The organism is Williamsia muralis (assembly GCF_051487485.1).
GTDB lineage: Bacteria > Actinomycetota > Actinomycetes > Mycobacteriales > Mycobacteriaceae > Williamsia > Williamsia muralis_B.
The window spans coordinates 130,251-152,619 of the sequence record NZ_JAHVCV010000005.1; the positions used below are offsets into that span (position 1 = coordinate 130,251).

Consider the following 22,369-nt stretch of genomic DNA (forward strand, 5'->3'; position numbering starts at 1 on the left):
GACATCACGGGTGATCCGTCCGCCCGACCCGCACCCGTCGGGCGCGCGGCCTCCCGCGATACCGGCCGAGTTCGTCCCCAAACACGTCGCCCTCGTCATGGACGGGAACGGCCGCTGGGCCACCGACCGCGGGCTTCCGCGCACCGAAGGCCACAAGCGCGGCGAGGCGGTGCTCATGGACACGGTCTGCGGGTGCATCGAGATGGGTGTGGGGTGGCTGTCCGCGTACGCGTTCTCCACCGAGAATTGGAGCCGCAGTCCCGACGAGGTCCGATTTCTCATGGGCTTCAACCGCGACGTCATCAGGCGTCGGCGCGACGAGATGCACGAGATGGGTGTCCGAGTTCGCTGGGCCGGACGACGACCACGGCTGTGGCGCAGCGTCATTCGTGAGCTCGAGGTCGCCGAGGAGCTGACCAAGGACAACACCACCATGACCTTGACGATGTGCGTCAACTACGGCGGCCGGGCAGAGATCGCGGATGCCGCCCGCGAGATCGCCCGTCGCGCAGCCGCGGGAACGCTGGACCCCGAACGCATCACCGAGGCCTCCTTCGCGCGCTATCTCGATGAACCCGACATGCCGGACGTGGATCTGTTCCTGCGTCCCTCGGGGGAACAGCGCATCTCCAATTTCCTGCTCTGGCAATCGGCTTATGCCGAAATGGTGTATCAGCACAAGCTGTTCCCGGATTTTGATCGCCGGGATCTGTGGGACGCGTGCGTCGAATACGCAAGCCGCGACCGGCGTTTCGGTGGCGTGCCGGGGTCTTCCGGTGTCTGAGGCGCAGGGCGAAGCCGGACTCATCGCGCGAACCGCCGAGGTGCTCGCATCGGAGGTCTCGGTGCAACCGGGCGAGGACAATTCGCTCACCGTGTATTTCCAGGGCACCGTGGTCTCGATGCGTGCGTTGTCTCTCGCACCCGGACTCGACGTCCTGTCCCTGACTCAAGTGCTCGCGTGGGACCTACCGGTGACCGATCAACTGCGAGCCGACGTTGAGCAGGCGTCGGGATCGTCCAACTTCGGCACCGTCAAACTCGCGGTGCACGAAGTGACCGCAGATGTGTTGTTGCACTACACGTTTCCGGCTGGAACCTTGTCCGATGAAGCGTTGCGCACGATGCTGATGATGGTGCTCGGTGTAGGGGCCGAGGTGGGTGCCCGCATCCGGGGATGACCGGTGTTGCGGCTGTTTCGACGGGCCGGTTCAGGAGCAGGAACCGCAGCGGCCGAACACCTCGACCGTGTGACTGATGTCGACGAACCCGTGCTGGGCGGCGACCTCGGTGGCCCACTGCTCGACGACGTCGGCCTGCACCTCCACGGTGGTACCGCACTCGCGACAGACCAGGTGGTGATGGTGATCGCCCGACGAGCAATGCCGGTACACCGATTCGCCCGAATCGGTCCGCAGCACGTCGACCTGTCCGGCGTCGGCCAAGGCCTGCAGGTTGCGGTACACCGTTGTCAGTCCGATGGATTGTCCGGAGGCCTTGAGCTGATCATGGAGGTCCTGGGCGGACCGGAATTCTTCGCTGCCCGACAGCAATTCGGCGATTGCGCTGCGCTGCCTGGTGGATCGGACGCCGGTGACCGGACGTTGCTCGGTGCCTGAGCTCATGGCCGGGCCTCACCGTTCGTGGACTCCTCGGTCGCATGTGCGATCGCATCGGTGACGATGTGTGCGAGGTGGTCGTCGACGAGCGTGTACAGCACTTCCCGGCCTGAACGGCGGCCCTCGACGACGCCTGCCGACTTGAGCACCCGGAGATGCTGGCTGATCAGCGGCTGGGGGACCGACAACGCGCCCACGAGTTCGTGCACGCATCGTCCGCCGGAGAGCAGTTCGAGGACGATCGCGATCCGGACAGGAGCCGACAGCGCGCGGAGTAATTCGCCGGCAGCGTCGAGGATCTGTTTGTCGACGCGGTGCTCGCCGGATGGCCTCACTGTTCCCGAGGCGGCCATGTCTGATTGGCCGGTACCGGCGGAACGGCCGCTGAGGGGTTGGGTTGTCACGAATACTCCCGGGGTTCGAACGAACGAAAGCTCTTGACAACCATTTTCATATGCGTTGGACGCTATGTCAAACGTGGGCGCGCTCGGCAAGGACGTCCGCGGCCGTGTCCCGCTCGCGCGCTGCCGGGGGACAGAGGCCCCGCGCGCGACCGTTAGGCTAGTCGCGTGGCAGGCAAAACCAATCTCGTGGAAACCGTCGTCAACCTCTGTAAACGACGGGGGCTGGTGTATCCGTGTGGAGAAATCTACGGCGGCACCAAGTCGGCCTGGGACTATGGCCCACTCGGCGTGGAGCTCAAGGACAACATCAAGAAGCAGTGGTGGCGGAACATGGTCACCTCGCGCGATGACGTCGTCGGTCTCGATTCGTCCGTGATTCTGCCGCGCCAGGTGTGGGAAGCCTCCGGCCACGTGGAGACCTTCAGCGACCCACTGGTCGAGTCGCTGCACACGCACAAGCGCTACCGCGCCGACCATCTCATCGAGGCCTACGAGAACAAGCACGGCCACCTTCCGCCCAACGGACTGGCCGACATCAACGACCCGGAAACCGGCCAGCCCGGATCGTGGACCGAACCCCGGGCGTTCTCCGGTCTGATGAAGACCTACCTCGGCCCGGTCGACGACGAGGCCGGCCTCCACTACCTGCGGCCAGAAACCGCGCAGGGCATCTTCATCAACTTCAAGAACGTGATGACGACAACGCGCAAGAAGCCGCCGTTCGGCATCGGGCAGATCGGCAAGAGCTTCCGCAACGAGATCACGCCGGGAAACTTCATCTTCCGTACCCGTGAGTTCGAGCAGATGGAGATGGAGTTCTTCGTCAAGCCCGGCGAGGACGAGACCTGGCATCAGTACTGGATCGACTACCGGCTCAAGTGGTACACCGACCTCGGCATCGATCGGGACAACCTGCGTCTGTACGACCACCCCAAAGAGAAGCTGTCGCATTACTCCAAGGGAACGGTGGACGTGGAGTACCGCTTCGGATTCGCCGGGGGCGAATGGGGCGAGCTCGAGGGTGTGGCCAACCGCACGGACTTCGACCTCGGAACCCACATCAAGCATTCGGGCGAGGATTTGTCGTTCTTCGATCAGGCATCCGGTGAGCGCTACGTGCCGTACGTGATCGAGCCGGCCGCCGGCCTGACCCGCTCGCTGATGGCCTTCCTCTGTGACGCGTACACCGAAGAGCAGGTCCCGAATGCCAAGGGTGGCACCGACACCCGCACGGTTCTGAAGCTCGATCGGCGACTGGCCCCGGTGAAGGTGGCCGTGCTCCCGCTGTCGCGCAACGAGCAGTTGTCACCCAAGGCGAAAGACCTGGCCGCCGAATTGCGCCAGAACTGGAATGTCGACTTCGACGACGCCCAGGGCATCGGCAAGCGGTACCGCCGCCAGGACGAGATCGGCACACCGTTCTGCGTCACCATCGACTTCGACACCCTCGAGGACAACGCCGTGACAGTGCGCGAGCGCGACACCATGACCCAGGAGCGGGTCGCCCTAGACAAGGTCGTCGAGTATCTGGCCGTCCGCCTGATCGGCTGCTGACCGCAGGCGACGCTGCCTATGATCGCCGTAGGCAGCGTCGCCGATCAGTCAGGAGCGGGTCATGAAGAAGGTCTTGAAGTCTCTGTCCGAGGACGAGTACCGCTTGGTTCGCCAAACCAAGCGAAAGCAATTGACCGACTTGGACGAGGATTCTCTGATCGCGTTGCACGTGCGCACCCGCCGGGCCCGCAACAAACACGTGAAGAACTACCGGCAGGCAGCCGCACAATCCGTACGCGCGAAGGGCGGACGCGGTGCCGCCCGGCCGGCCACCAAGCACAATGCGGCCAAGGCGGAGGCCTTCGAGGCCGCTTTGGCGCGGGTGAGCAGGCAGCTGGGTGTTGTCGCGAAACGCAGCGCTGCCGAGCTCAAGAAGGAACGTCTGTCGAATGCGAAGGGCGAGGGCACTTCGTTCAGCGGCTCTGCCGACGGCAAGGGCACAGTGATCTCCGAGGGCACCACCCGCGCTGACAAGACGCGGAAGTCGCCTGGCCGCAAGAAGATTGCGGCATCGTCGAAGGCTGCGGGCAAACGTCGGCAGGCGAAGAAAGACAATCGCTGACGACCAGTGTGGTCGTGCCGTGGACGGATTCGGCGGCTGAACTGTCTGAAATCCGTCTGATCTGGGATACTCGGGTTCTGTAGCAAGCCGTCTGGGCGCGCATGGGGCGCGGCCGAAATCGACGGCAGGAGAGTGGGTAGTTGTGTCTGTAAGCGGGAAAATCGTTCATTTTGATCCCAACAAGGGATTTGGGTTCTTGGCACCCGACGCCGGTGGCTCGGATGTGTTCCTCCACATCAACGACATCGACATCGACGAGCATTCGCTCAAACCGGGTGCGGCCGTCGAGTTCGACATCGAAGAGACCGACCGGGGATCCAAAGCGATCAATCTGGTGGTGACCGGTGCGGCACCAGCCGGATCCGCTCCGGAGCGTCCGCGGCGTTCAGAGGGCGGGCGCGACAGCGGACGCCCCGACCGCAAGCACGACAGCCGCGACGACCGCCGCAAGCCGCGTCACAACGATGCGGCCACCCTGGATGCGGGCACCTTCTCGGAGGAGATCACCGAGCTCCTGCTCGACGCTTCGAGCACTCTGACCGCCGCGCAGATCCTGGCGATCCGGCAGCGGGTCACCGACTTCGCCATCGCCCGGGGCTGGGTGTTTGACTGACTCGTCCGCGGGAACGCCCCCGCCGGTCCTACGTGCCGAGTACGACGAGGCCGATGTAGAGCGGCTGGTCCCCGAAGGCTCGAAGGTGGCCGGACTCGCCGGCACCCGCAACGACTATCGCAGTGCCTTCGCCCGGGATCGGGCGCGGGTTCTGCACTGCGCTGCGCTGCGCCGGCTGGCCGACAAGACCCAGGTCGTCGGTCCGCACGAGGGTGACACCCCCCGTACCCGGCTCACCCATTCCCTCGAGGTCGGCCAGATCGGCCGCGGGATCGCGATCGGGGTGGGATGCGATCCCGACCTGGTGGACCTCGCGGGCCTGGCGCACGACATCGGACACCCGCCGTACGGACACAACGGTGAACGTGCGTTGGACGAGGTCAGCAGTGAGTACGGCGGATTCGAGGGCAACGCCCAGAACCTTCGCATCCTGACGCGGCTCGAACCGAAAATCCTTGACGCGGAAGGACGCAGCGCAGGGCTCAACCTCACGAGGGCGTCGCTTGATGCCACGTTGAAGTATCCCTGGACGCGGCCATCTCCCGGCGCGAAGTTCGGCGCATACGGTGACGATTCGGCGATGCTCGACTGGATCCGCAACGGCCGCACCGATACCCGGCAATCGCTCGAATGCCAGGTGATGGACTGGTCGGATGACGTGGCCTACTCGGTGCACGATGTCGAGGACGGAGTGATGGCCGGCCGCATCGACCTGCGGAGCCTCGGCAACCCCACCGATCAGCGCGACCTGGCCGCAGTCGGACTACGTGAGTTCCCCGGCCTCGAAGAGAACGTGCTGATCGAGGCGGCGGCCCGGCTGTGGGGGACGGACATCGTGAACGAGGTGGGGGAGTACGACGGGACACTGGCTCGCTCGGTCGCTCTCAAACGGCTCACCAGCGAACTGGTCGGCCGTTTCGCGTCCGCCGCGATCAGCATGACCCGTCGAGAGGCCCAGGAGCGCGGTGTCAGCCGCTATCAAGCGGATCTGGTCATCCCGCCTGCCGTGGCAGCCGAGGTCGCGGTGCTCAAGACCCTGGCGTTGCGGTTCATCTTCTCCGATCCACGCCATCGCGCCCATCAGGCCCGCCAGCGTGACCGGATCCACCGGGTCGCCAACTGGCTGGTGCACGCCGCCCCCGGTGGCCTGGACCCGTTGTTGGTTCCCGCGTGGCATCAGGCAGCCGACGACGCAGAACGTATGCGGGTGATCATCGACCAGATCGCGTCGATGACCGAGGGGCGTCTCGAGCGCATGGACAAGCAGAACCTCGGAGCGTCAGCCCACCTCGGCTAACCCGATCTTGGTGGGTTCTGGTGAGCGTTTGTGCAGGTCGGCTTCGCCGAAAGCCACCATTTTCGGGGGGCGGGTACCGACCGCTCGCAGCGGCCTAGACTTGCTGTCGTGGCAGGCCGAATTCCCGATCGCGACATCACCGCTATCCGCGAAAAGGCACACATCGAGGAAGTTGTCGGTGAGTATGTCGCCCTGCGCAAGGCCGGCGCCGATTCACTCAAGGGACTGTGCCCGTTCCACGACGAGAAGTCGCCGTCGTTCCATGTTCGGCCCAACCACGGTCACTTCCACTGCTTCGGATGTGGTGAAGGCGGCGACGTCTACACGTTCCTGCAGAAGGTGGAGCACGTCAGCTTCGTCGAGGCTGTCGAGCAGCTTGCCGACCGGGTTGGGTACCAGATCAGCTTCGAAGGTGGCGGCACCAGCGTCGCCCGTGATCGGGGAACCAGAGCACGACTGGTGGCGGCCAATGCGGCAGCCCAGAAGTACTACGCGGAGCAACTCAAGACACCTGAGGCCCAGACCGCCCGCGACTACCTCACCGAGCGGTCGTTCGACGGCGCAGTCGCGCTGAAGTTCGGTCTTGGCTACGCGCCGGCCGGCTGGGACAAGATGACCAAAGCCCTGCTGTCTCAGGGTTTCGAGTTCGCCGAACTCGAGGCCGCGGGGCTCTCGAAGCAGGGACAGCGCGGCCCCATCGACCGGTTCCATCGCCGACTGCTCTGGCCGATTCGCAATCTCGGCGGCGACGTCATCGGTTTCGGTGCCCGCAAGTTGTTCGACGACGACAACATGGGCAAGTACATGAACACACCAGAGACCATGTTGTACAAGAAATCTCAGGTGCTGTTCGGTCTCGACCACGCCAAGAAGTCGATTGCCAAGGGCCACCAAGCTGTTGTGGTCGAGGGTTACACCGACGTGATGGCGATGCATCAGGCCGGCGTCACCACGGCCATCGCCTCGTGTGGCACCGCGTTCGGCGAAGACCACCTCGCGTTGCTGCGGCGATTGATGATGGACGACAGCTACTTCCGCGGCGAGGTGATCTACACCTTCGACGGTGACGAGGCCGGGAAGGCCGCCGCGCTCAAGGCATTCGAGGGTGAACAGAGCATTGCCGGTCAGACGTTTGTCGCGGTGGCGCCCGGCGGGATGGATCCCTGCGAGCTGCGCCAGGAACACGGCGACGCCGCCGTCCGGGATCTCATCGCCAGGCGTATCCCGATGTTCGAGTTCGCGGTGAAGACTCTGCTGGGAAACTACGACCTGGATACGGCCGAGGGGCGGGTTCACGCTCTGCGGGAGGCGGTGCCCGTTGTCGCACGGATCCGCGACGTAGCGCTGCGGGACGAGTATGCGCGGCAACTGGCCGGATGGGTCGGCTGGGACGACACCTCGCAGGTGCTGCGGCGGGTGCGCGAAGAAGCGGGCAAGCAGGCCAAAGCGGCCCGCTCCGGCGCCGCGGACACGTCGAAGAACCGAGACCGTCGGGTTGATGCGGTGCAGGACGCAGATCGGCCGAAGGCCGACTCGAAGACGCCGACCGTGGTTCGCCCACGTCCGTCCGATCCACGGTTGTGGGCGCAACGTGAGGCGCTCAAGGCGGCGCTGCAGTATCCCGCCATCGCCGGGACGGTGTTCGATTCCCTGCCCCCCGAATGCTTCACCGAGCCCGCGTACCAGGTCATCCGCGAAGCCATCGCCTCCGCCGGGGGCACGGGGACGTCGCATGGGGGAGCGCAGTGGGTGGACAGCGTCAGTCAGTGCCTCGAAGGCGCTGTGCTGGAGTCGCTGGTGACCGAACTCGCCGTCGAGTCGATGCCGGTGTCGGAGTACATGATTCCGAAGTACGTCGGCAGCGTGCTGGCCCGGCTGCAAGAAGTGTGGGTCGGTGCCCAGATCGCCGACCTCAAGTCGAAGCTACGTCGCATGTCACCCGGCGACGACCCCGATGCCTACAACGCGCTGTTCGGCGATCTGGTGGCCTTGGAGGCCTATCGGCGCAGCCTGCTCGAGCAGGCCGTGGCGCCTACCCAGGACGCCGGCTGACCGGTTGGTCAGTTGTTGCGGACCTCGTCGGGGCCCAACACGGTGGTGGTGTCGTCGATCTCACGCAACTCAGTGAGCTTGGGCTGGGTGCTGAGCTTCTCCGACAACTTCTGCCTGCCCACGTCCACAGCCTTCTTGGTGGCGGGCGACGCGGCGACGGTGCGGTAGGCGCGATTGATCTGCTCGTAGCGCTTGCGACCGGCTTTCGCCCCGAGGACGTAGCCGACGCTGACAGCGGCGAGGAATCGAACCATAGGAAGTCTTGCCTCCAGTGCGGGTGACGGGCGAACACGGCGCCGTGTTCGCGATTGCTCGCCCCATCCTGCCTGATGTGGTCGGCGCACGCGGAACTTGCCTGGTCGGACGCCCCGCGAGCAGGCGATTTGGCATGTCCCCGCACCTGTAGGCTAAAGTCATTGTTCGGCGCTCGCGCCAGATATTCCCCCATAGCTCAATTGGCAGAGCTTCCGACTGTTAATCGGACGGTTACTGGTTCGAGTCCAGTTGGGGGAGCAGATAAGCCCAGGTAGACCGGTTTCGCCGGACCGCCTGGGCTCTTTTGTATCCAAGGGTCGTGCCGGCGGGACCCGCGGCGGGTCGAGTACGACGTGATCGACGCGGCTCGGTAGCATCAGCACGTTCGCTGCGTCGATGACGCGGCCTCGGGGCGGTAGCTCAGTTGGTTAGAGCCGTGGACTCATAATCCATTGGTCGCGGGTTCGAGCCCCGCCCGCCCCACCATGACGCGCTTACTCGAACCCCGGATCAAAACAAGATCCGAAAGGGAGTGTGTGAGTGCCGCAAGCGGTAAGCCGACCCGGAGTTTGGGCTCAAGCCGGAATGAGGTGGCGTTTCGCATTCATATTGCTCCAGCTAAGTGTCGCGAGATTGCCTCTGACGCCATATTGTGGCGGCATTAATCGCCCAGGTTGGGAGCTCCAATGTATGGACCCGCAATAGGTATCGGTCTCGCGGCCGGAACGGCCGTCGCGATCGGAATCGTCTGGTATTACACCCATCACGACACAGCCCCGCCACCACCACCTACGACGGTGGCTCCCGATGGCGGCGTCTGACCCATGCGCGTGGGCAGTTGGCGTCGCTAAGCACCGGCCGTCTTGCTATCCCTCGCGGGGGGTAACATTCTTGATGAGCTTTCCCTGTTCGGCGGAGTTGGAGTAGTGCCCCAGCAGCCCACCAACACCGCGAACACAGAAATGCCCCTTGGCGTGAGCCAAGGGGCATTTGTGCCGGAAGGGTCGGGGGATCTCCCAGCACCAGTGGTTCGACTCAACTATGTGACTGGATGGGTCGATTGCGAATCAATTTCGCAACTCACCGGGAGTCCAACTCCGACCGATCAAGCGCGCCGCGGAACCTCGAGTCCACGCTGCTCGGCGATTTTGTTTGCATTGTCCAATTGAGCGATTCTGTCGTCGTACGATGCGCGATCACCGTCTGCCTGAAGTGAATCGAACTCCATTTGCACAAGCTTTGTCTGGTCGTGGATGAATGCGATGAGCTCGTCGTCGTTCAGGTCGTCCGGTGCGCGGTTCGAGGTGTCGTCCATCGCACCATCATGGACCAAGGGGCAGCCCTCCGACGGTGGAATCGGCTGCGAGAAAGCCCGCGTACTCAGCCTTCTCGACGAATCCGAACCAACTGCAGTGCGCCCGAGATCGCAACGATCGGCCAGCAAACGATCCCGATCCACAAGCTGAGGTTGCGCTCGCCGTCGATGAGGTCGTAGACCGCAAGAGCGGTCAGCAGTACGCCGGCGAGGACGCAGAACCACGCGAGGGTGGAGCGTGCTGACGAGCCCAAGGGCGATTTGTTCGCAGAAGTCACCGAATGAAAGTACATCCGCGCACGCGGTAATGCAGGGTGTATCGAACTGTCAGCCGTGTGCGCGGATCTCTTGGCGAACTATCGCAACAGGAGTTCGCGAATTGCTGCGGAGATTTCGTCCGGTGATTCCTCCGCCATGAAATGCCCGCTGTCGATGATGCGGTGCTGCACATCGATTGCCCACTTCTGCCACAAGGCCTCGGCATCGAATCCCAGAGCTGAGCCCCAGTCTTGAGCAATGACGGTCACCGGCATCGACAACCGCTTGGATGAGTTCAGATCTTCGAGATCGTGCTGAACATCGATGCCGGCCGAGGCGCGATAGTCGGCAACGATCGAGGGCACCGCGTTCGCACTTGCGGCGAGGTACTCACCACGCACGTCCGCGGGAATGGCTTGTGGATCCCGCGTCCAGATGTCGAGAAAGTAGCCGAAGAAGACGTCGGCGCTCGCCGCGATCATGGTCTCGGCCAGGCCGGGCGGTTGTGCCATCAAGTAGAGGTGAAAGCCCACTGCCGCGGAAGTTCCGTGCATGACGTCCCACATGTCGAGCGTGGGAAGCACATCGAGCGACGCCAGATGGGACACGACGCCCGGATGATCGAGGGCGGCCCGGAACGCGACCAACGCGCCGCGGTCGTGCCCGACCAGGGCGAACCGCTCATGGCCGAGCGCCGCGGCGACCGCCACGATGTCCGCGGCCATGGCCCGCTTGGAATATGTGGAGGCATCGGTGTCGGACGGTTTGTCGCTGTCGCCGTATCCCCTCAGATCGGGACAGATCACGGTGTGGTCCGCAGCCAGATCCGCCGCAACGTGACGCCACATCAGGTGGGTCTGCGGGAATCCGTGCAGCAGCACGATCGGGCTGCCCGTACCTGCGGTCGCGACATTCAGTGCAACGCCGTCGGCGACGGGGATCTTCTGGTAGCGGAAGTCGGGAATGGACGGTTTCATGGGGGCCTCTCTGGCAAACGTGCATGTGCCTCGTCACCGTGCCGCGTCCCGATGAGCATCCAGTCAGCACCGAAGCCCTACCCGCGAAGCCCCTCGCCACGCCGAGCCGACTCGGCGGGGACAATGGTGAGGTGTCGATCGAGTTCAGCGTCTTGGGGTCGGTCGCAGCCCACGACGGCGAGGGCAACACGATCGCCCTCAAGGGACCCCGCCATCGAGCCGTACTCGCCAGGTTGCTCGTCGCCCGGGGTAGGAGCGTGCCTCTGGCAACGCTCATCGACGACCTCTGGGAGGACCCGCCGCCGGACGCCGTCGGCGCGATGAGGACATTCGTCAGCGCCTTGCGGCGAGCGATCGAACCCGAACGGGCACCACGGTCGCCGGCCCGACTGCTCGTGACCGAGGGACCCGGTTATGCGCTGCGTGCACACGCATCGGACGTGGACGCATGGCGATTCGGCCAGGCCGTCGAGTCGGTACGAGACCTCAGCCCGCAGGCCGCGCTGACCACATTGCTCGATGCGCTGGCACTCTGGCGTGGCCCTGCCTACGCGGACTTTCTCGACGAGCACTGGAGCCGCTCTGAACGATCTTGGCTCACGGAGGTCCGCCTGCACGCGGTGGAACTCCTGGCGAAGGCTCGCCTCGACTTGGGGCTCGACGCCGAGGCGATTCCCGATCTCGATTCCCATGTCGCAGAACATCCTTGGCGCGAGGAAGGCTGGCGGTTGCTGGCCCTCGCGTTGTATCGGACGGGCCGACAGGGGGATGCGCTCACCGTTCTCCGGCGGGCTCGTGGGCTGTTGGTCGATCAGTTGGGCGTCGAGCCGGGACCCGCCCTCACCGACTTGTACACCGACATCTTGCGGCAATCGCCGAACCTGGGGTCCACCTCGCCGAACCGGCAGAGCGCGCAGGGAGTGTGGTCGCAGACCACCGCGGCATACGACCGGGCTGTGGCGGCCGGCTCGCGAGCTCGGCTGCGTTCCACCGTCGACCTGCTGCGCAGTCTCGCCACGACCGGAGGCGAAGGGCTGCGTGTGGCGCAGCAACAGCGCATCGCCACGATTGCCGCTGCCGAGGAACTGGGTGATGTTGGTCTGACGGCCAAGGTGATCGGGGCCTACGACGTCCCGGCGATCTGGTCACGATCGGACGATCCGGAGAACGCGGCAGCAGTTGTCGCTGCCGCCGAGCGGGCGCTGGCGACGTTGCCTTCCGGGCCCGGGGCTTCGATCCGCGCCAGATTGCTGGCAACGATTGCTCTGGAGACGAGGGGATCATCGGATTCGCGGGCGGCGGCCGCTGCCCGCGAAGCCGAAGAGATCGCACGTAGCGTCGATGATCCGGGCCTGTTGGCCTTCGCGCTCAACGGAGCGTTCATGCAGTCCTTCTCGCGCGCGGGTCTGGCCGGTAGACGCGCCGCCATCGCCAGGGAACTGATCACCCTCTCCGCCCGGCACGACCTCGTCACCTACGAGGTGTTGGGTCATCTGATCGCGATGCAGAGTTGCTGTGCCATCGGTGATCTGACGGGCGCCGATGAACATGCCGCTGCGGCGGATCGGCTCGCCGAAGGCTACGAATCACCGCTGGTGGCCGTCTTCACGCAGTGGTTCCGAGCGCTGCGGCTCGCGTTGACCGACGCGCCGTTCGACGACGTCGCTGAGGCGTACCGCGCGGCAGCCTCCGGTTCGGAGAACGCGGGTATGCCCGGACTGCATCAAGGCCTGCTTTCTCTGGCACTCCTGTTGTTGCGCTTGCAGCGGGCACATCCGCCGCAGGCTGCAGACCGAGGCGATACGGACTGGGGGCCCTACGAACCCTGGGTGCGCCCGCTCCTGCTGGCCGCTCAGCAACGCGGAGACGAAGCGACAGGAGCCCTTCGACAGCTTGCCGATCCGCCGCCGGACCATCTGCAGGAGGCGCTGTGGTGTCTCACCGCGCGGGCCGCCATCGCTGTGAATGACCGCGGGATGATGGCTCGCGCCCATCGGGCGCTCTTACCGGCCGAAGGCGAGATTGCCGGAGCAGGAAGCGGATTGCTGACTCTTGGACCCGTATCGAACTACCTACAAGAACTCGTGGGTGCGCTGGCACGCTGATCACAGGCGCACCCGACGTGCGGTCAGGTGGGCGTCATCCCGGCGCCTCGATCCATCCGGAACCGAGGTGCCGGCTGTGCCTGGCCGGTCACCAGATCGGCGATCATGCTCCCGATCAGGGGCGCGAACTTTGCCCCGTGTCCCGAACAGGGTGAAGCGACCACAAGGGGACCACTGCGGTCGAGGATGAAGTCTTCATCGCTGGTCATCGTGAACAGGCAACTCGACTCGGCGATCGGTTCGGGATGCACGGCCGGCAGCCATTCACTGACGTAGTCGACGACGTCCTGTCTTTGCTCATCGGTGATGCGGCCGTCCCGACTGTCGGCAGTGGTGGTGACGCCGTCGTCGAATCGGGCCACCTTCATCGCCGGCACCGGAACGTCCTCGCCCGAGGCCAGTCCGTACATCTGACGGCCGTCCATATGGACAAAAGTGGGAAGGGTGGGGTGACCAGGTCGCATCGGGAAGTGGAAGACCTGTTGCTGACGAATGGTCAAGGGCGGCAACAACTTGTCATCTGGCCGCCCGAACTCGAGAAGTGCGCCGGCGAAGTCGGGTAACCAGGCGCCCGCGGTGAGAACCGTCACGTCGGCGATGATCTGATCACCGTCTGCCGTGCGCAGGGTGACCTCGCCCGTCGGTGTCGGATTCGCGTCGACGACTCGGGTCCGGGGCAGGATCTGCGCGCCCGCGGCTGCTGCGAGCGACGCGGCCGCGAACACAGTGCTCTCGGCATCGATCACACCCGAACACGGGTGGAACATCACATCGGTGTCGAACCGCATGCCCGGCCAGCGTCGGGTCGCCTCGATGGGGGAGAGCAACTCGTGCTCGACGCCGTGCAGAGCCATCTGCTCGGCGAGGTTCGCCGGCATGCGCTCGAGTCCGTGGTCGAGGCCACCGGTGCCGGTGATCAGGGTCTTGCCGGATTCCTGTTGCAGTGCCTGCCACTTCTCCAGTGCCAATCCGGTCATGGCGACGTACAGGGGATCGGGATACGCGCGGCGGAAAATCCGAGAACGTCCGTGCGAACTGCCATGGGCATGGCCGAGATCAAATGCTTCGATCAACGCGACCGACAGACCGCGCCCGGTCAGCTGCCACGCGGCGCATGCCCCCATCAGTCCTGCGCCGACGATGGCAACGTCTACCCGCTGCGCCGTCATGGCTCGCCGGTCGAACCAGGCAGGCGTCGACCGGTGATCGGAAGGGGTAGCCGAGGGTCGTGCTGGATGCTGAACCTCCTGGTGGAGACCATGGTTGACCAGTATGGAACCGGCTGCGGGGCCTGTCCACTCGAGCGGAGAATGGCCAGGAAGACCGCGTCACCTGACGTCGGGTACGCCGACCCACTGGTACACGAGGTCGCGGACGCCGGCCAGACCCAGGGTCCGTCCGACAGCGGATTCCACCGCGAACAGATCCGGGTCTATCTCGTCGCGCATGGTGGCCCCGAACGCCGCGAGCTCCACCACATCCATCCGCTCGGGGGAGAACCCGGTGAGTTCGGTCAGATCATCCACGGCCCCGATCAGCTGCGCGGCCGCAGCCGGCTCGGAGCGGCGGAACAGCACATAGGCGAGTGTGAAGAGGCCCACCATCGCCGAGGTGAGGTCGTCGGCCCGCTCGCAGTACGCAAGCATCTGTCCGAGCTTTCGTTCGGCGGGACCGTTCCAGTTCTCCTGTGCGATATCGCTTTTGGCATGGATCCAGAGGATCGAGGCAGCGCACCAGTCATAGCCGCAACCGTTGGCGGTTTCCAGCGCGGTGGTGAAATGCGCTGCAGCGGCGGCGTGATCGCCGGCACGGAAATCCGCGGTGCCCAGCGACATCAACGCTTCGGCTGCGGTCCAGGGGTAGTTGTATCGCCGCGCGATCTCGAGCGCGATGGCGGCATGCTTCCGGCCGGCATCCACCAGCCCCGAGCCGGATTCGAAGAAGGCGAGGGTGACCGCTGCGTCGCCGCGGGCAACCTGTTGGCCTGCGTCCGGGGATTCCACATCGAACGATGCAAACACATCGCCGAGAGTGCCGAGGGCCGCGAACAACGCCGGGAGGTCGGCAGCCAGGTAGCTCATGATGGTCCGGCCGGCGATGGCTCGGACCCTCGTGGCGATCGGGATGTCGGTGGGAGCGGTCAGAGCCGGTGCGAGCATCCGCATGCCCTCATCGGTGTGCCCACGGCGGTACCAGAACCAGTACACGTTCCCGACCACTTCGAGGTACGTCTCCAGCGAGGTGCTCTCCCGAGAGAGCGACGCGCGGATGTTGTCCATGTCGGCACCGAGCCTGCGCGTCCACGCCAGGCATTGCGGGCCGCGCAGTCCCAGGTAAGCGTCGGTGGCCACCGCAACCACCCACGCGGTGTGCGCCAGTTCGAGTTCCGTCGCTCGAATCGAATCTTGTTGCACGAGGGCGTAACTGCGCAGAGTCTCGAGCATGAGATAGCGCCGCGGATCTCCGCCGACGGCCTTGAGCATCGACTTGTCGATCAGGGCGTTGAGGTCGGTGAGCAGATGCCGGTGCCGGGTCACCTGTCTCGCCGCGTCCAGGTCGAATCCGCCACTGAACACAGCCAGATCGCAGAACAGTTGCTGCTGACTGTCGGTGAGGGAGAAGTACGAGCCGTCGATGGCTGCCTGCATGGTGGCGTGCCGCTTGTTGGTACGGGGTCCGCCGCGCAACACATCGAAGCGGTCGTCGAGCATGTCGATGATCTGGCGAACGGAGAGGGTCGAGGACTGGCCGGCGGCGAGCTCGATGGCGAGAGGCATGTGATCGAGTGCGGCACAGAGGTGTTCGATGTCAGCCGGTTCGGCATCGGCCGCGCCCGAGCCCGCCCGCTCGAGAAAGAGGTCCGCCGAATCGTCCAGCGGCGGCATCTCGTAGACGGTCTCACCCGCGACGCCGATCGCTTCGCGACTCGTGGCCAGGATCTGGATCTTCGGACACGTCTGCAGCACCGTGGTGGCGAGTGCGGCGACCTCATCGAGCAGGTGCTCGCAATTGTCGAGTACAAGAAGGAAATTGCGGTCGTGCAGGAGTGAGGTGAGTACGCCGATGCCTCCGGAGACGGTCAGTCCGAGTGTCGCGATGACCGTGTCGAGTGTGTCGCCGGGACGGGTGATCCCGGCGAGCTCGATCAGCCAGGGCCCATCGGCATCTTTGCGTTCGCGAGCCACTTCCAGTGCGGCGCGGGTCTTTCCCATTCCGCCAGGACCGGTGAGGGTGACCATTCGCTGTGAGTTCAAGAGGTCGCTGATCTGTTCGATCTGTTCTTCCCTGCCGACCAGGGAGGTCAATGCCAACGGGATGTTGCCGGTCGGACGTTCCGGATTACCGACTGGCCCGGGCGCGGCGATGGTTGCCGCATGTCGCTCGCGTGGCATCAAGGCCGGGTCCTGTCGGAGGATGGCGTCCTGCAGTTCGAGGAGGCTGTGCCGGGGATCGGCGCCCAGTTCCTCGGCGATCCGGCTGCGTGCCTCGCGCAGTGTCTGGAGGGCGTCGCCCTGGTTGCCGGCTCGATAGTGGGCCAGGGCGAGTAGCTCCCAGGCGCGTTCACGCAGGGGATCGGCCGCGATGATCGACTCGAGCTGCGCTGTGACGGCGGTGAACTCGCCGCAATCAGATCGCGCGGCAAGGAGGTCTTCGGTGGCATCTGCCCGCAGACGTTCGAGCCGCACCGTCTCGATGGCGGCGAAGTCCCAATTCGCCGCGTCCGCATACGCCGGGCCCCACCACAATTCGAGTGCCTCGGAGATGGTGCGCCGCGCGGATTCGCTGTCCCCGGCGGCCAACTGTTCACGGCCTGCGGTGGCGAGCGTCTCGAATCGGGCGGCGTCGACCTGGCCGGGGTCGACCACCAGCGCATACCCGGTGCCCCGCCGCACCAGGATCTCCGGTGCTGCGCGTCCGCGCTCGGGTTCGAGGGCTTTGCGCAGTGCTGCCACGTATGTCTGGAGCGTCAGCTGGGCCGAACGGGGCGGACTGTCGCGCCAGAGATCTTGGATCAGCGTGGAGTCAGGGACCATGTGGCCGCTCGACATGATCAATCTCGCCAGCAAGGCGCGGGGGAGTGGACCACCCAGGGTGACCGGTTCACCGTCGCGAATGACGGTGAGTGCGCCGAGAACTCGCACCGAGATGTCAGACATAGACACCGACGATAGAGACATCGGTGCACCTTCGACACCCGAGCGGGTAGATCACCCGGCGAACTCCACGGTCCTGTCGCGCGGCTCAGCCCGGGGCAGCCGCGTCATCCGCGTCGTCGGACCACAACCCGATGCTCTCGAGGTGGCGCATCAACCGCTCGGCACCGTCGGTGAACTGCCGGCGAGTCTGTTCGACGACCTCGTCGCGGTCGCCACGCCGGTACGCGTCGATGAGCTTGAGATGACTGTCGTAGGCGACCTGCCCCCACTGTGGGTCGTTCGCGTAGAGCTCCTGCGGGGTGTATCGGGTGGCGTTGAGCAGGAACCATGCCAACTTGTCGCCGTTGGCGATTCGGTTGTGCACCCGATGGAACTCGAACTCGGCCGACACGATCTCGGACACTCGGCCGGCGGCCAACGCGTCCTGCAGGGCCTCGTTCAATTCGGCGAGGCGGTCGAGTTCGGCAGAGGTGATGGTCGAAGCAGTCCGCACCGCCAGTTCCACGGCCAGCACACTCTGTAGCCAGAAGATGTCGGCCACGTCCTGGCGGGTGAGGTCGGCGACCACGTACCCCCGATGCGGAACGAGGTTGACCATGCCTTCGCCCCGCAACGTCAGCAGGGCTTCTCGCACGGGGGTGACGCTGACCTCCAGTTCCACCGCGGTCTCGTCCATCCTGATGAACTCGCCGGGCCGAATCGTCCCGGACATGATCAGGTGACGCAGATGACCGGCGACCTCCTCGGAGAGGCCAGGTCGCCGGCGCATCGTTGCTCGCGGTGGGGTCGTCAAGACGTCAGAGACCGTACGTCTTGCCGATGATGTCGCGCTGGATCTCGTTGGTTCCGCCATACACGGTCGATATGATCGCACCCCGCATCAGACGCTCTGCATCGAACTCCGTCGCGTAGCCGTAACCGCCCATCATCTGCATGCCGTCGATGGTCATCGCCTTCGACACCTCGGTGGCCTTGAGCTTGGCCATCGATGCCTCACGCGGCAGCATCTTCTGGGGGTTGGCGTCGGATTTCTGGGCCACGCTGTAGACGAGCAGTTTGGTGCACTCGATCTCGGTTGCATGGTCGGCCAGCCGATGACGCAGCGACTGGAATGTGCCGACCGGGCGGCCGAACTGCTTGCGCTCGGTGACGAACTCGAGAGTGTTGGCGAACGACCTTTCCGCGACGCCGAGCTGCATGGCAGCCAGGATCAGTCGTTCGGTGTTCAGGCCGCTCATGAGCTGCGTCCAGCCGCCACCCACCTCGCCGACGACTGCACTGTCGGGGACCCGGACGTTGGTGAAGTAGAGGTCGTTGACCTCCCGGCCGCCGAGCGTGTCGATGCCCTTGATCTCCAGGCCCTCGGTGCCGGCAGGGATGTGGAAGAAGGTCAGCCCCTCGTGCTTCTTGCCGGTGCGGTCGGTGCGTGCCACGAGGAGGATGCTCTTGGCGAAGTGCGCGTTGGAGCACCACGTCTTCTGCCCGTTGATGACCCAGCCGCCGTCGACCTTCTCGGCGCGGCAGGTCAGTGCGGCGACATCCGAACCGGCTTCCGGCTCCGACATCGAGATGGAAAGTGATTCGCCCGCAACGACATCGGCAAGAACTTCCTTCTTGAGCTGCTCGCCGGCGAACTTCTGGTAAGCACCTGCGGCGATCAAGGTGGGGCCGATGCCGCCGATGGGGGCGTTACCGCGCATGGCCTCTTCGAGGAGGATGCACATCTCGACATTGCCGGCTCCGGCTCCACCGAACTCCTCGGGGACGAGGATGCCTGCCCAGCCGAGGTCGGCCATCTTCTTGTACAGCGCCTCCGAGTGCAGTTCGGCACCGGCGGCGGTGAGGGCGTCGCGCTGCTCGCGGGTCCCGGCTTCGCGTTGACAGAAATCGGCGACCGACTTGGCGAAGTCGGCCTGCTCGGGGGTGAGAATCGACATGAAAGTGGCTCCTAGATCAGTTCGTGGCCTGCTGTCGCGAAGGTATCACATCAAATATATTTGATTGCTCAGCCGGAAATGCCGTCTCGACGGAATGTTCCGGAGTTGCTGTGTCAGGGGCCACAGGGCCTACATTGTCGGCATGAGCCCGAAAGCCAAGCTGGGGGGAACCGGCGACCGAGGTGCCGAATCGGCGCAGCCCGATGCTTCCGTCCCCGAGACCGACACGACTTCGTCGAACCCCGGCCGAGACGCCGCGGCCGGGGACGATCCCTCTCCGTTCGATTCTGCGGAGTTCCTCGAGGCCAACCGCCGAAACCGCGACAAGATGCGGGCCGCTGCCCAAGCGCGCCGTGCCAAGGAGGAGGCTCGGGCGCGCAGACGGTCGGGCCGGTGGTGGCGGCGATCGGCCGCCGCAGCGCCGGACACGGCCGTCGAATCGGAGGCAACCGATGTCGAAATCGAGCGATTCGGTGATGGCCGTTGGACGGTTCGGGTGCTGTCGGTACTGCTCGTTGTCGCACTGGCCGCCGCAGGTGTCTTCGCCTACCTCTACCGAGATGCGCACAGCCGCGCCGACTCGGCAGACCAGGTCAACCAGTTGCGCCCGGGCGCAGTCCAGCTCGCCGGCGAGTACGCAACCACGCTCCTGACCTATGACTCGGCAAACTTTGCCGCGCTCGACGAGCGCATCACCGAGATCTCCACGCCGGCATTCGCCCGAGACTTCATCGAAGGGTCGCGGCAGGCCCGCGAAGGGACGGCCAACGCGCAGGCGGTCGCCAACGCCGAGGTGGTCTCTGCCGGTGTGGTCTCGCTGTCGTCCACCGAGGCAGTAGTTCTTCTCGCCATCGATCAGAGCGTGACGGCGCCGGGCACCGCGGAGCAGTTCCCGGACGGCGTGCCCTACCAGTCGCGCGTCGAGGTGACACTCCAGTGGATGCCTGACGGTTGGAAGCTGGCCGACTTCAAGGTGATCTGACGCAGGTCAGGAGATGTTCTGCCCGTTGCCGAGAAGGATCGCCGACATGACGGCTTCGATGCGCCTGCGGGTGGAGGGACGTGCGTCGTAACGTTCCCAGTTGCCCAGGTCGAGAACGGTGTTGGTGGCGGCGTGCACGAGATACCGTGCCTCGACGGGGTTGAGACCCGGCCTGATCTGGACGACGAGTTGCGCCCATTCTTCGACATTGCGGCGTTGCTGATCGCGTAGCTCGGCGCGTAGCGGGTCGGGCACGCTACCGATTTCCGAGAGGTACAGGTTCAGCAGGTCACTGTTGACAAAAGACATCTCGACATACCGCGACACGAGGTTGTCGAGGGCCTCTCGCGGGGTGGCCGATTCCGCGAGGGCGTCGCTGATCCCTGCCGTGAGGCGCTCACTGGCACGTTGGAAAGCGGCGGTCAGCATCGCGACCTTGGTGTCGAAGTGCCGATACACGCCGGACTGATTCATGCCGACGGCTGCGCCGATCTCTTCCATCGTGACGTCGTGAAAGCCCCGCCCGCGCATCAGCCGAATGGCCTCGGTCAGAAGGGCTTCGCGTTTGGACGCCATCGCCATTCCGACCGGGCCGGCGGCGGCGTCCCCGACGGGGGCCTCCACGGGCGGGAGTTCGGTGCACGCCACCGTCATCGCCGCGGACATGATGATCGCTTCGATGCGCTTGCGCGGCAGCGACGCCCGGTGCGTGGTGATCGAACCGATAACGCTCAGCACCGATCCGCTGAGGTATCTGGCATCGGTGTTGAGCCGGCCGGCGACGGTCGGATTGGTCTCGGTCAGTTCTGGTCTCATCCTGCCGAGCGGCGTGGCGAAGCGGGTGTGCATGCGACCGACCATCTCGCCCAGCGCCTGCCGATCGGGCTGAGTCAGGTATCGCGCCTCCCACCGGTACAGCGCCCCCCGCGACCGGTTGTCGATCGTGGTCCGGGTCAATTCGGTGATCAACAGGCGCAGTTCCTGTTCGGGGTCTTCCGGTAACTCGGGCACAACTTCGACGGCACGTTCCAGATCGGCGCCGAGTGTCCGCACCGTCTCCGAGAAGAGCGCGTACTTGTTGGGGAAGTGGCGATACAGGGCGGGTCCACTGATCCCGACCTCGCCGGCGATCTGGTCCACGCCCGTCGCGAAATATCCTCGTTGGCTGAACGACTCGGCAGCGACGCGAATGATCTGATCGCGTCGATCCTTCGGTCGTTGCCGAGGTTTCGGCGTGTCGCCGGTGGTTGTCTGGGCCGTCTTCAACCGGCCGTTGGCAGATGCCATCCGATCATGCTAGCTGCAGGTACCGCGTGGGCGCAGCGGTGGTCCGCCTGTGTTGTGTGCCGCCAGGGGAGACGTGCGGCGTCACTTGACGCCCCCGACCGCGATCTGAGAAGTTAATGTGGATTCACGTGATCTGTGTCGCAGCTGCCAGATCTGAGCCGAGGGTGGCATACATGCAAGGGCAAGACGGCCTGACAACGTCGATCGACGAACGTGGAGTGGCTCGGCTGGTGATCAACAGGCCTGAGCGAAAGAACTCGATGGCCTCCGAGACCAGTGTGGCGTTCATCGAGGTGATGACCGCGTGGGCGAGGGACGACTCAGTGCGACTGGTTGTACTGGGCGCACCGGGTCGCGACTTCTGCACCGGGGCAGACATCGTGGCGATGGCGACGGCCGAGCCGCCGCAGTCGCCGGAAGAAGCCAGAGTCCGTGCCGAGCAGACCATCGACACCGGTTCAGACGTGGTCCGCGCCATTCGCGCGATCAAGGTTCCCGTGGTCGCCGTGGTCGGTGGGGCGGCTGTCGGTATCGGCGCGTCGATCGCGTTTGCCTCGGATCTCGTCTACGCCGCGTCCGACGCCTACTTCCTGCTCGCCTTCGTGAACATCGGGCTGATGCCGGACGGCGCCGCCACCGCCACCGTCGCTGCCGCGGTCGGCAGGGCCCGAGCCAACGCGATGGCGCTCCTCGGAGAAAAACTGCCGGCGGCGCAGGCCTGGGCAGACGGTCTGGTGACGGCGGTGGTGGAACCAGATGCGCTGCAGGCCACGGTCGACAAGGTCATCGACAAACTGCTGGCCGCATCGCCACGGGCGTTGGAGCTGACCAAGCAGGCCGTCGACGCTCAGACGCTGGCTGGGTTCGACCTCGCACTCGACCTCGAACGTGAGGGCCAGATCGAACTGCTGCAGTCGCCCGAGTTCGCGGCGCTCATCGAAGCATTCGCCTCCCGCGGCAAGGCACGCAAGCCCGTATCGGCGTCCAACCAGTAA

At 65.1% G+C, this 22,369-nt stretch carries 22 protein-coding genes and 2 tRNA genes; 13 read left to right on the top strand and 11 right to left on the bottom strand.

What is annotated here, in order from left to right; translation table 11 throughout:
* The first annotated feature begins 10 nt into the window (after positions 1-10).
* A complete protein-coding gene (locus KXR83_RS14875) occupies positions 11-784 on the top strand; it encodes an isoprenyl transferase (protein WP_437425844.1) in 774 nt (257 codons plus the stop codon).
* A complete protein-coding gene (locus tag KXR83_RS14880; protein ID WP_437425479.1) occupies positions 777-1,181 on the top strand; it encodes a hypothetical protein in 405 nt (134 codons plus the stop codon). Before KXR83_RS14875 ends, KXR83_RS14880 begins: the two co-directional genes overlap by 8 nt.
* A gap of 30 nt (positions 1,182-1,211) precedes the next feature.
* Here the strand turns inward: KXR83_RS14880 and KXR83_RS14885 are convergent, their stop codons facing one another.
* Positions 1,212-1,625: a Fur family transcriptional regulator gene (locus KXR83_RS14885; protein WP_437425480.1), complete on the bottom strand. Its 414-nt coding sequence runs from the start codon at positions 1,623-1,625 to the stop codon at positions 1,212-1,214.
* Complete coding sequence (locus KXR83_RS14890) at positions 1,622-1,972, bottom strand: ArsR/SmtB family transcription factor (protein ID WP_437425845.1); 351 nt, start codon at positions 1,970-1,972, stop codon at positions 1,622-1,624. Before KXR83_RS14890 ends, KXR83_RS14885 begins: the two co-directional genes overlap by 4 nt.
* 216 nt (positions 1,973-2,188) lie before the next feature.
* Between KXR83_RS14890 and KXR83_RS14895 the strand changes: the two genes are divergently transcribed.
* From KXR83_RS14895 to dnaG, 5 genes are all read left to right on the top strand, one after another.
* Positions 2,189-3,577 carry a glycine--tRNA ligase gene (locus tag KXR83_RS14895; protein WP_062799713.1) on the top strand — a complete coding sequence of 463 codons (1,389 nt, stop codon included), beginning with the start codon at positions 2,189-2,191 and terminating at the stop codon, positions 3,575-3,577.
* Positions 3,578-3,638: 61 nt separating this feature from the next.
* On the top strand, positions 3,639-4,139 hold the full coding sequence (locus tag KXR83_RS14900) for a hypothetical protein (RefSeq protein ID WP_437425481.1): 501 nt from the start codon (positions 3,639-3,641) through the stop codon (positions 4,137-4,139).
* A 142-nt stretch (positions 4,140-4,281) separates the two neighbouring features.
* Positions 4,282-4,752, top strand: coding sequence for a cold-shock protein (locus KXR83_RS14905; RefSeq protein WP_437425482.1), 471 nt, complete (start codon positions 4,282-4,284; stop codon positions 4,750-4,752).
* Positions 4,745-6,049 (top strand): deoxyguanosinetriphosphate triphosphohydrolase, encoded by a 1,305-nt coding sequence (locus tag KXR83_RS14910; RefSeq protein WP_437425483.1) that lies wholly within the window; start codon positions 4,745-4,747, stop codon positions 6,047-6,049. The genes KXR83_RS14905 and KXR83_RS14910 overlap by 8 nt, the downstream gene beginning before the upstream one ends.
* Before the next feature lie 108 nt (positions 6,050-6,157).
* Positions 6,158-8,101: a DNA primase gene (gene dnaG, locus KXR83_RS14915; protein WP_437425484.1), complete on the top strand. Its 1,944-nt coding sequence runs from the start codon at positions 6,158-6,160 to the stop codon at positions 8,099-8,101.
* 8 nt (positions 8,102-8,109) lie between these two features.
* Here the strand turns inward: dnaG and KXR83_RS14920 are convergent, their stop codons facing one another.
* On the bottom strand, positions 8,110-8,355 hold the full coding sequence (locus KXR83_RS14920) for a hypothetical protein (protein ID WP_023953933.1): 246 nt from the start codon (positions 8,353-8,355) through the stop codon (positions 8,110-8,112).
* Positions 8,356-8,541: 186 nt separating this feature from the next.
* On the opposite strand from KXR83_RS14920, the gene KXR83_RS14925 reads away from it, so the two are divergent.
* From KXR83_RS14925 to KXR83_RS14935, 3 genes are all read left to right on the top strand, one after another.
* Positions 8,542-8,614: transfer RNA gene (locus tag KXR83_RS14925), tRNA-Asn, on the top strand.
* 151 nt (positions 8,615-8,765) lie between these two features.
* A tRNA-Ile gene (locus KXR83_RS14930) sits at positions 8,766-8,842 on the top strand.
* Between the two features lie 200 nt (positions 8,843-9,042).
* Positions 9,043-9,177, top strand: coding sequence for a hypothetical protein (locus KXR83_RS14935; RefSeq protein ID WP_437425485.1), 135 nt, complete (start codon positions 9,043-9,045; stop codon positions 9,175-9,177).
* A gap of 284 nt (positions 9,178-9,461) precedes the next feature.
* On the opposite strand, the gene KXR83_RS14940 is transcribed toward KXR83_RS14935, so the two are convergent.
* From KXR83_RS14940 to KXR83_RS14950, 3 genes are all read right to left on the bottom strand, one after another.
* Complete coding sequence (locus tag KXR83_RS14940; protein ID WP_437425486.1) at positions 9,462-9,671, bottom strand: hypothetical protein; 210 nt, start codon at positions 9,669-9,671, stop codon at positions 9,462-9,464.
* A gap of 65 nt (positions 9,672-9,736) precedes the next feature.
* Positions 9,737-9,949 carry a hypothetical protein gene (locus KXR83_RS14945; protein ID WP_437425487.1) on the bottom strand — a complete coding sequence of 71 codons (213 nt, stop codon included), beginning with the start codon at positions 9,947-9,949 and terminating at the stop codon, positions 9,737-9,739.
* Positions 9,950-10,027: 78 nt separating this feature from the next.
* Positions 10,028-10,906, bottom strand: a complete 879-nt coding sequence (locus KXR83_RS14950; protein WP_437425488.1) for an alpha/beta fold hydrolase — start codon at positions 10,904-10,906, stop codon at positions 10,028-10,030.
* Positions 10,907-11,037: 131 nt separating this feature from the next.
* Between KXR83_RS14950 and KXR83_RS14955 the strand changes: the two genes are divergently transcribed.
* Positions 11,038-13,011, top strand: a complete 1,974-nt coding sequence (locus KXR83_RS14955; protein WP_437425489.1) for an AfsR/SARP family transcriptional regulator — start codon at positions 11,038-11,040, stop codon at positions 13,009-13,011.
* Between the two features lie 23 nt (positions 13,012-13,034).
* Here the strand turns inward: KXR83_RS14955 and KXR83_RS14960 are convergent, their stop codons facing one another.
* From KXR83_RS14960 to KXR83_RS14975, 4 genes are all read right to left on the bottom strand, one after another.
* A complete protein-coding gene (locus KXR83_RS14960; RefSeq protein ID WP_437425490.1) occupies positions 13,035-14,180 on the bottom strand; it encodes an FAD-dependent oxidoreductase in 1,146 nt (381 codons plus the stop codon).
* A gap of 159 nt (positions 14,181-14,339) precedes the next feature.
* Entirely contained in the window at positions 14,340-17,168 is a 2,829-nt protein-coding gene (locus tag KXR83_RS14965; protein ID WP_437425491.1) for a BTAD domain-containing putative transcriptional regulator, read from the bottom strand.
* A gap of 85 nt (positions 17,169-17,253) precedes the next feature.
* Positions 17,254-17,937, bottom strand: coding sequence for a GntR family transcriptional regulator (locus KXR83_RS14970; RefSeq protein WP_437425492.1), 684 nt, complete (start codon positions 17,935-17,937; stop codon positions 17,254-17,256).
* 28 nt (positions 17,938-17,965) lie between these two features.
* Complete coding sequence (locus KXR83_RS14975) at positions 17,966-19,105, bottom strand: acyl-CoA dehydrogenase family protein (protein WP_437425493.1); 1,140 nt, start codon at positions 19,103-19,105, stop codon at positions 17,966-17,968.
* Positions 19,106-19,247: 142 nt separating this feature from the next.
* Between KXR83_RS14975 and KXR83_RS14980 the strand changes: the two genes are divergently transcribed.
* A complete protein-coding gene (locus KXR83_RS14980) occupies positions 19,248-20,087 on the top strand; it encodes a hypothetical protein (protein ID WP_437425494.1) in 840 nt (279 codons plus the stop codon).
* A gap of 6 nt (positions 20,088-20,093) precedes the next feature.
* On the opposite strand, the gene KXR83_RS14985 is transcribed toward KXR83_RS14980, so the two are convergent.
* Positions 20,094-21,374, bottom strand: coding sequence for a TetR/AcrR family transcriptional regulator (locus KXR83_RS14985; RefSeq protein ID WP_437425495.1), 1,281 nt, complete (start codon positions 21,372-21,374; stop codon positions 20,094-20,096).
* Between the two features lie 173 nt (positions 21,375-21,547).
* Here KXR83_RS14985 and KXR83_RS14990 point away from each other — a divergent pair, with 173 nt between their 5' ends.
* Positions 21,548-22,369 carry an enoyl-CoA hydratase-related protein gene (locus KXR83_RS14990; protein ID WP_437425496.1) on the top strand — a complete coding sequence of 274 codons (822 nt, stop codon included), beginning with the start codon at positions 21,548-21,550 and terminating at the stop codon, positions 22,367-22,369.

Coding starts and splice junctions, on each gene's coding strand:
- KXR83_RS14950 (WP_437425488.1), bottom strand. CDS start 10,906: ATGAAACCGTCCATTCCCGACTTCCGCTACCAGAAGATCCCCGTCGCC.
- KXR83_RS14920 (WP_023953933.1), bottom strand. CDS start 8,355: ATGGTTCGATTCCTCGCCGCTGTCAGCGTCGGCTACGTCCTCGGGGCG.
- KXR83_RS14890 (WP_437425845.1), bottom strand. CDS start 1,972: ATGGCCGCCTCGGGAACAGTGAGGCCATCCGGCGAGCACCGCGTCGAC.
- KXR83_RS14975 (WP_437425493.1), bottom strand. CDS start 19,105: ATGTCGATTCTCACCCCCGAGCAGGCCGACTTCGCCAAGTCGGTCGCC.
- KXR83_RS14990 (WP_437425496.1), top strand. CDS start 21,548: ATGCAAGGGCAAGACGGCCTGACAACGTCGATCGACGAACGTGGAGTG.
- KXR83_RS14960 (WP_437425490.1), bottom strand. CDS start 14,180: ATGACGGCGCAGCGGGTAGACGTTGCCATCGTCGGCGCAGGACTGATG.
- KXR83_RS14940 (WP_437425486.1), bottom strand. CDS start 9,671: ATGGACGACACCTCGAACCGCGCACCGGACGACCTGAACGACGACGAG.
- KXR83_RS14935 (WP_437425485.1), top strand. CDS start 9,043: ATGTATGGACCCGCAATAGGTATCGGTCTCGCGGCCGGAACGGCCGTC.
- KXR83_RS14980 (WP_437425494.1), top strand. CDS start 19,248: ATGAGCCCGAAAGCCAAGCTGGGGGGAACCGGCGACCGAGGTGCCGAA.
- KXR83_RS14965 (WP_437425491.1), bottom strand. CDS start 17,168: ATGTCTGACATCTCGGTGCGAGTTCTCGGCGCACTCACCGTCATTCGC.
- KXR83_RS14985 (WP_437425495.1), bottom strand. CDS start 21,374: ATGGCATCTGCCAACGGCCGGTTGAAGACGGCCCAGACAACCACCGGC.
- KXR83_RS14900 (WP_437425481.1), top strand. CDS start 3,639: ATGAAGAAGGTCTTGAAGTCTCTGTCCGAGGACGAGTACCGCTTGGTT.
- KXR83_RS14970 (WP_437425492.1), bottom strand. CDS start 17,937: ATGCGCCGGCGACCTGGCCTCTCCGAGGAGGTCGCCGGTCATCTGCGT.
- KXR83_RS14885 (WP_437425480.1), bottom strand. CDS start 1,625: ATGAGCTCAGGCACCGAGCAACGTCCGGTCACCGGCGTCCGATCCACC.